General features: G+C 33.9%; 9 protein-coding genes. All 9 read right to left on the bottom strand.

Annotation, left to right across the window (positions count from 1 at the left end):
• Window positions 1-383, bottom strand: a 383-nt coding sequence (locus tag F3G75_RS00750) for a P-loop NTPase fold protein (protein WP_149716628.1), incomplete at its 3' end; no start/stop codon positions are given.
• Entirely contained in the window at window positions 376-1,896 is a 1,521-nt protein-coding gene (mshL, locus tag F3G75_RS00745; protein WP_149716196.1) for a pilus (MSHA type) biogenesis protein MshL, read from the bottom strand. The genes mshL and F3G75_RS00750, both read right to left, overlap by 8 nt.
• Complete coding sequence (locus tag F3G75_RS00740) at window positions 1,874-2,287, bottom strand: hypothetical protein (protein ID WP_188115368.1); 414 nt, start codon at window positions 2,285-2,287, stop codon at window positions 1,874-1,876. Before F3G75_RS00740 ends, mshL begins: the two co-directional genes overlap by 23 nt.
• The gene (locus tag F3G75_RS00735) at window positions 2,287-2,934 is read right to left on the bottom strand and encodes a pilus assembly protein PilO (RefSeq protein WP_087585878.1); all 648 of its coding nucleotides are present in this window, start codon (window positions 2,932-2,934) and stop codon (window positions 2,287-2,289) included. The genes F3G75_RS00740 and F3G75_RS00735 overlap by 1 nt, the downstream gene beginning before the upstream one ends.
• The gene (locus tag F3G75_RS00730) at window positions 2,931-4,451 is read right to left on the bottom strand and encodes a C4-dicarboxylate ABC transporter (RefSeq protein ID WP_149716195.1); all 1,521 of its coding nucleotides are present in this window, start codon (window positions 4,449-4,451) and stop codon (window positions 2,931-2,933) included. The genes F3G75_RS00735 and F3G75_RS00730 overlap by 4 nt, the downstream gene beginning before the upstream one ends.
• 59 nt (window positions 4,452-4,510) lie before the next feature.
• Window positions 4,511-5,380, bottom strand: coding sequence for a GTPase Era (gene era, locus F3G75_RS00725; protein WP_149716194.1), 870 nt, complete (start codon window positions 5,378-5,380; stop codon window positions 4,511-4,513).
• Window positions 5,377-6,699, bottom strand: a complete 1,323-nt coding sequence (gene hslU, locus F3G75_RS00720) for an ATP-dependent protease ATPase subunit HslU (RefSeq protein WP_149716193.1) — start codon at window positions 6,697-6,699, stop codon at window positions 5,377-5,379. The genes era and hslU overlap by 4 nt, the downstream gene beginning before the upstream one ends.
• Before the next feature lie 8 nt (window positions 6,700-6,707).
• Window positions 6,708-7,241: an ATP-dependent protease subunit HslV gene (gene hslV, locus F3G75_RS00715; protein WP_002940451.1), complete on the bottom strand. Its 534-nt coding sequence runs from the start codon at window positions 7,239-7,241 to the stop codon at window positions 6,708-6,710.
• Entirely contained in the window at window positions 7,242-7,688 is a 447-nt protein-coding gene (gene rplI / locus F3G75_RS00710) for a 50S ribosomal protein L9 (RefSeq protein ID WP_103618499.1), read from the bottom strand.
• Between the last annotated feature and the right edge of the window lie 23 nt (window positions 7,689-7,711).

Here is a 7,711-nt window from a genome sequence, read left to right as displayed (position 1 = left end):
ATTTGGTTTTGTAAAATTTCATCTTTATTTTTAAATTCTTTTGAGTAGTATGCGACAAAACTTTCAAAATTATTTATATTATCAAGTTTATTTCCGTATATATCTTCACAAAGAGCTTCTATAAATGTAGCCTCGCTAAAAAAAGGATGCGGGAAAAAAATTAATTTTTTATCCTTTTGAAGATCAGAGGCTATCTTGTTTAACAAAAAGGTCTTTCCACTACCAGGCTTGCCATAAAAAAGTATAAGCTTTAATGGCTTTTTTAGAGCCGAGACGATCTTATTGTAACAAGTGATTGAGTTATCTAGATTAACAAAATCAGCTACTTCATCTTCGTTGATAAAGATATCTTTTATATCTGTATAAATATTCTTGTTATTCATAGATCGTTTTAGAAAAACCTAAGTCTTTTAATGATTGATTAAGTGGCTTTTTTTTATCAAAATCAACTACATGAGGAGTGATGACAAAGATAAGTTCTGTTGTTTTTATATTGTCTCTTGTGCTTTTAAAGACACCACCTATAAGTGGGATGTCAGAAAGAAGAGGCACAGAAGTATTATTTTTACCCTTTGTCTGGCCTATTAATCCACCAAGAATAATAGTGTCACCGCTATCAACTTGAACAACAGTTGATAGCTTCTTTTGCACCGTATCTGGAGCAATCTCTCTTAACGCATTTTGTCTTGTGTCGTCTTCAGCGTATTTAAAGTTACTAAGCGATGGATTGATTCGAAGCATGATTTTGTTATTATCAGAGACTTCTGGTAATAAATTTAATAATATGCCTATAAAAACAGAGTATTGTTTGTAGGTAGTTGTTAGTCTATCACTATTGCTGTTTCCATTGTCAGTTTTTTGTTGAACACGGTAGTTTATGTTATCACCAACTGAGATTAGTGCTTGCTGATTATTAAGTGTTGTTACTTTTGGACTTGATATAACCTTTGTCTTTCCATTTGTTTCAAGAAAATTTATCATTCCATCAAGGCTAAAATTTAAATTAGCTGCGATATTTAATGTACGTCCAAATCCATCGCTTAGGCTATTGCCTTTATTTGTCCAAGTAGTACTTGAGCTTGGATTGTTTCTTGAATTGCCAATGTATGTATTAAATCCAAGTTCAAATTTACTCCAGTCAACGCCTTGCTTGTATTCATTATTTAATTCAACTGAGATAATAGAAACATCAATAATTACTTGTTTTTTTAGTCTTTTTTGCATTTCATCTATATATTTTTCGACTCGCTTAAGTTGAGAAGGGGTAGCTGTAACAGTGATAAGGCCTGCGTTTTGATTTATGATAGGATCAGGCGCTGTGATATGTTCGCTACTATTATTTAAAATAGCTTTAAGCTCAGCATCTAGTTTTTCCCAAAAGTCAAACCTTTCAGTAGTTTTTATAAGGTTGCTTGAGCCTTGAGAACTATCATCTTGGGAATTATCGCTACTACTTGAACCACTAGAGATTTCAGATGGAGTAGCATCCACTGAAGCTTGGGTGACAGCAGTTCCTTCTCTAATAGAAGTTATATAGTCTAGTTTAAAAATTTGAGTTTTTAAAGATGAAATTTTTAATACATTATTTGAAAACTCGTAGCTTAAATTTTTCTCACTTAAAAGCAGGTCAAAAACTTCGCTAAGACTCATATTTCTGATATTAACGCCAAAAACTTTATCTTTTAGCTCTGTTTTGCTATAAGTGTCCTTTGCAACAATACTAAAGTTACACATCTCTGAAAGCTGATTTAACACATCTACTAGTGCAACATCATCTGAAATTTTCATATTAAAATTCTTGCTTAAACAACTACTCTCATTAGCACTAGCATAATTCATATTCAAGCAAATGAGTGCACCCATTATTAATATTTTATTTAATCTTAATCTCAACATTTTTACTTCCATTTTTTAAAATTAGCTCTTGTTTTTCATCGCCTTTTACTAAAAAAACGCTATTTTTAGTAATGTTAGCTATTTTGTAGCCATCAACAATATCACCGACAGCATACCACTTGGAATCAATATTTGCTTTATTTAATAAAATTGCTTTTAAACTAAGCCCTTTTGAAGCCTGAGGGGCAATTGATGAATTTTGATCTGTTACCGTCTTGATAGGTTCTTGTTTAAAAGGATTTTTTATGCTCGAAAGCTCAATATCGCTAAGACCGCTTCTTTTTTCCTTTATTTTTTCAAAAATTTTATCATAAGAGTCCATTTCCTCTTGAAGCTGATTAGCAAAAGCAATATTTAAAAATAAAAAAGCCAATAAAATTTTTATTTTCATTAGTATTTCATCCCCCAAACAGATATTGAGATCTTAGCGCCAAGCTCTTTTTGGGTAGAATTTACATCCATTTTATGAAGATCAACTACTAGCTTTGATTCTTCAAGGCCATTTATATATGAAAGCATATCTTTAAAACCTCCCAAAAATGTCAAGTCAATATTTAAAATTTGCTCAATCTTTTGGAAATTTGGCTCTTTTATATCGCTTTTTAACTCTAAAATTTTTATATTATTTTGCTTTGCTAAAGATACGATGTTGTCTAAAAAATTTGCCCAATTTTGATCGTTAAATAATAAAAATGATAGTTCTTTTAGCTTTGAATCAAAATGAGCATTAAATTTTAAAACGCTAGAATATTTGCCTTTTAGCGCTTCAAGTATTTTGGACTCTTCATTTATTTTAAAATTTTTATCCCCGCTAGGTGAGCTGGTTGATCTTAAATAATCTCTTGTTCTTGAAAGATCATTGCTAATTTTAGTATGCGAATTAAATCTTTCATCATAAAAATCTTGCGACGGATCAAAGCAAAGCATATAAACAATATAAATAATAATTAAGGCTGAACCCAAAAAAATTATATTTGTTTCGCTTTGTTTTTTTGCGTCAAAATACTTATCTATTTTACTTAAAACGTCTTGTCTCATTGTCTAATCTCTATACTTATATTACTTTCATACTCGTTGTTTTGCCTATCTTCTTTAATTTTTTTTGTATTTACTGAATATTTAGGCATCTTGCTAATATCTTTTATTAGCTGCGTAATCCTTTTTTCATTATCGCTAACAACCGTTACAGTTAAATTTTTATCGTTATTTTTAATATTTGTTATAAAAACGCTATTATTGTTTATCATATCGGTAATTTCAAAAAGATTTAAACCTTTCATTACGTAATGATCTTTTTTGTTTTCAATTTCTTGAAGCAATCCTTTTCTAAAATTTAACTTTTCTTCCTCTTTATCAGTTAATCCTTTTATATCGTTTTGCTCTTTTTTTAGTCTTTCAAGAGTACTTCTTATTTGTGCTGCTTGCGCATTAAGCACATCAAGCTCATCGCTTAGTCTTTGCGAATCTCCTTCTAAAATACTACCAGCTATATAATTATAAAGCGGGTAGGACATGCTTAGGCAAAAAGCAGCGGCACATGTCAGTATAAATTTACCACTTTTTCTTTTTGTAAACGGATCAGGTCTAAGCAAATTTGAGAAGTTAAAATCAGCATTAAAGGCCTCTTTTTTGTAAAAATTTGCATACAAAGCCATCATGTTATATCGTTCACTAATGGCTAAATTTTTAGAATTTATTACAGTGCTTGTATTTAATTTCGTAGCATTTGTGCCGAGCTTTGTATTGATAAATTTTTCAAAACGCTCTATTTTATAGTCGCAGTCAATATAGATATTTTTTATATTTATGCTATAGATTCTATTGACAACATTTATCGTGTCATTTACGTAAAATATATAGTCCTCAAAAACAGTATTTAGATCGTAGCTAAAGCCTTCTTCATTGCTATCTAAAAGTCCTCTTGTCTTTAGGATGTCTAAAAAGCTTTCTAGGCTTACTCTTTCGCCGCTTTGCTCTATAAATTTATCTTTTAGATAATTTAGTGTGTATCTTAAACCTCTTGATGTAAGGTATTCTCCATTTACATAAATGCTTATAAATGCTTCATCGGCCCTAAATGTCAAAAAACAATCACTCTGAGTACTAGGAAGTAAGCCTTTTTTATATATAGCACTATATAAAAGTGGCTCTACAACAACATAATCTATAAAAGGTACTCTTTTAGAAATATTTTTAAAAATTTTATTTATCGTTTCATTTGTAGCAATAAAAACATTAAAAATTCTATCTTCTTTTTCAACATTACTTTCAAAATAAACTATTTTATAGTCAATCGCAGGATCAAGAGAGAGCTCTTCGTAAATTTTTATTGAGATATTATTTTCAATATCCTCATCATCTATTGTTCTTGATATATTTATGGTAGCTGTTATTATATCTTTGTACTCGATGTAAGATATAAAAAAGTCTCGCTTTAGAATATTCTTTGAAAGACTTAGCGTATCGACATTGCTATTAGAAAATCTAAAACCTTCATATTCATAAGGGTCTAGTGTAACGATTGGATTATCGTTAATTTTTCTAAGCTTTAACATAAAAATTTACCTCATAATGCTCTAATTGGGCTGTATTTTAATATTTTTACAATAAAAAATCAATATCCAATTATTTTATTAAGGCTCTTTTCTTCTTTACTCCAGCCTTTTTTAACGACTACATCGAGCTTTAAAAAGACCTTTGATCCGGTTAAATTTTGTATTAACTTTCTTGCAAAAATTCCTATTCGTTTTATTGTTTCACCATTTTTGCCGATGATCATACTTTTATGAATTTCACGCTCCGTGATGATACTTGCATAAATTTCAGTAATACCTGGTTTTTCTTTGACGCTTTTTATGATCGCATCACTAAGATATGGGATCTCGTCGCTTAAATTTTCATAGATCGCTTCAAGTATAAATTCTCTAAAAATTTCTTTCTCATTTGTCGGCGTAAGAAATTCTGGATCGTAAAAGTACTCATGCTCTGGCAAAAGTTTGCAAATTTCATCAAGTAGTGGTTTTTTATATGTAGGCTGCTTGGTACTAAAAGTAAGCAAAGATGCAAATTTATCTTGAAATTTCTGATATTGAGTGATCTTTTCTAATACTTTTGCGTTTGAGCTTTCATCTACTTTTGTTAGCACTAGTATGTGTGGTTTTTCAGGTTTTAGAGCTAAAAATTTTTCATAGTCCTCTGTGTCATCATGGATGGGCGCTAAAAATACGATGAGATCGCAGTCTCCCATCGATTTTATAGCTTGGCTAATTAGCAGTTGATTTATTGCCTTGTTGCTCTCATGAAGTCCTGGCGTGTCGGTGAAGATGATCTGATCTTCACCATTCATCACGATGCCATTTATCTTTCTGCGAGTTGCATTTTGCTTGTGTGAAACGATGGCAATCTTTTCGTTTAGTAGCGCATTTAAAAATGAGCTTTTGCCAGCATTTGTGCGTCCTATGATGCTAACAAAGCCTGATTTCAAAGTATATACCTCGCTAGATCTTGATCCTCAACCACGTCTTTTAGGCGCTCTTTTACAAGCTCTTTTGTCACATTTATCTTCTCGCCGCTCTTTTCGCTAGCCTCAAAGCTGATATCTTCTATCACGTGCTCGATCACCGTATGAAGGCGTCTAGCACCGATATCTTCCATCTTTTCATTTGCAGCATGAGCGATCCTGGCTATCTCTTTTATCGCTTCATCGTCAAATTCTAGCTCGACATTTTCAGTTGAAAGAAGTGCGATGTATTGCTTTAAAAGCGAATTTTTTGGCTGAGTTAAAATTTGATAAAGCGCGTCCTCATCAAGGCTATCAAGCTCGACTCTTAGTGGGAAACGACCTTGAAGCTCTGGGATGAGATCGCTTGGTTTGCTTATATGAAAGGCGCCAGCTGCGATAAACAAAATGTGATCTGTCTTTAAATTTCCAAATTTAGTATTTACATTTGAGCCCTCAACGATCGGTAGTAAATCTCTTTGTACGCCTTCTTTACTAGGATCTTGCCTGTTTGAGCTACCTGAGCCAACGGCCACTTTATCGACCTCGTCTATAAAGATGATACCTTCGTTTTCAGCTCTTCTTAAAGCCTCAGTTTTTATGCTCTCAAGGTCTAAAATTTTATCATTTGCTTCGCTTTGAAGAGCTTTTTTAGCGTCTTTTACCTTCATCTCTTTTTTGATATTTTTGCCACCGATGCCAATTATCTTTATAAAGCTCTCTTGCATCTGCGCCATGTCAGGTGGCACATTTGAGCCAGCTTCAAGTGGGTTTTGCTGTACCTCGATCTCGATGCTTAGCTCGTCAAGCTCGCCGTTTCTTAGCCTATTTAGCATCTTTTCATAGCTCTTTGCGTACTCTGCTTGCTTCTCCTCGCTTGCTCCTTTTGGCAATGGTGGCAGTAGCTTTGAGACGATCTTTTCTTCGATGTAGGCGTTGATTTTATCTTGATTTTTTTCACTTTGCTCGTTTTTTACGAGATTATATGATGCCATAGCAAGATCTCTTACCATACTCTCAACATCACGGCCAACAAAGCCAACCTCGGTATATTTGCTAGCCTCGACCTTGATAAATGGTAGTCCCATCATCTTTGAAAGACGCCTTGCGATCTCAGTTTTACCAACGCCAGTTGAGCCGATCATCAAGATATTTTTTGGCATGATGTCATCTTGCAAGCTCTTTTCAAGCTTCATGCGGCGGTAGCGGTTGCGAAGTGCGATCGCTATGATCTTTTTGGCGTCCTTTTGGCCGATCACATAGTCATCTAAAAATTTAACAATTTCTCTTGGTGTTAAGTTCATTTTCTCTCTTATTCTAAAACATAAGTTTTGATGTTTGTATTTGTATAGATGCAAATTTCTCCGGCGATCTTAAGGCTCTCTTTGACTAGCTCCTCTTCGTCGATATCGGCAAATTTATCTAAGGCACGAGCCGCCGAAAGTGCGTAGTTGCCACCACTTCCGATAGCTGCTATCTTGCCATCTTCTGGCTCTACAACATCCCCAGTGCCACTAAGTAAGAAAATTTTATCCCTATCAAGCACAAGCATCATCGCTTCAAGCTTTCTTAGATACTTGTCTTTGCGCCACTCTTTGCTAAATTCTATCACCGCCTTTAGCAAATCACCCTTCGTATGCTCCAAATTTTTCTCAAACATATCAAAAAGATTAAACGCATCAGCAGTGCTACCAGCAAAGCCAGCTAGAACTTTGCCGTTGTGAATTTTGCGAATTTTTACGGCATTGCCTTTTAAGACGGTGTTGCCAAAGCTCACTTGTCCGTCGCCGCCGATGACCGCTTTATTTTTGCCTTTGTAGGCTAAGATAGTTGTCGCATGAAACATCTACTCTCCTTGCACATCAACCTTCAAGCTCGCATTTATCGAGTGTCCAAGCTTTACATGAACGTCATAAAGGCCAACTGCTTTTAGGTGAGCGTCCATATCGATCGCTTTTTTCTCAACAACTAAATGATGCGTTTTCTCAAGCTCTGCCGCGATCTCCTCTTTTGAAACTGAGCCAAAAAGCGAGCCATTTGCGCCAAGAGTTTTTTTGATGACAACTGTCACTTTTTCAAGCTCTTCTTTAAGCTTTTCTAAATTTGCGATCTCGTATTTTAGCTCTTCAGCCTTTCTTTTTTGAGCTGCTTCATATTGGCGAAGAACGTCTGGAGTAGCTGCTTTTGCAAAGCCTTTGCCGATTAAGAAGTTATTGCCATAGCCGTCTTTTACCTCTTTTATCTCGCCAGCTTTACCAAGCGCCTTTACATCTTTTATTAATAATACTTTCATTTTTATCCTTTTAAATTTTATTT

The organism is Campylobacter concisus (genome assembly GCF_902460705.1).
Lineage (GTDB): Bacteria > Campylobacterota > Campylobacteria > Campylobacterales > Campylobacteraceae > Campylobacter_A > Campylobacter_A concisus_Z.
The sequence above is the reverse complement of the archived record's forward strand: the minus strand, read 5'-3'. Positions and strand labels throughout refer to the sequence as shown.

Excerpts from the sequence above, each read along its gene's own strand:
- F3G75_RS00735 (WP_087585878.1), bottom strand. The coding sequence starts at position 2,934 with ATGAGACAAGACGTTTTAAGTAAAATAGATAAGTATTTTGACGCAAAA.
- F3G75_RS00740 (WP_188115368.1), bottom strand. The coding sequence starts at position 2,287 with ATGAAAATAAAAATTTTATTGGCTTTTTTATTTTTAAATATTGCTTTT.
- hslU (WP_149716193.1), bottom strand. The coding sequence starts at position 6,699 with ATGAACTTAACACCAAGAGAAATTGTTAAATTTTTAGATGACTATGTG.
- rplI (WP_103618499.1), bottom strand. The coding sequence starts at position 7,688 with ATGAAAGTATTATTAATAAAAGATGTAAAGGCGCTTGGTAAAGCTGGC.
- mshL (WP_149716196.1), bottom strand. The coding sequence starts at position 1,896 with ATGTTGAGATTAAGATTAAATAAAATATTAATAATGGGTGCACTCATT.
- hslV (WP_002940451.1), bottom strand. The coding sequence starts at position 7,241 with ATGTTTCATGCGACAACTATCTTAGCCTACAAAGGCAAAAATAAAGCG.
- F3G75_RS00730 (WP_149716195.1), bottom strand. The coding sequence starts at position 4,451 with ATGTTAAAGCTTAGAAAAATTAACGATAATCCAATCGTTACACTAGAC.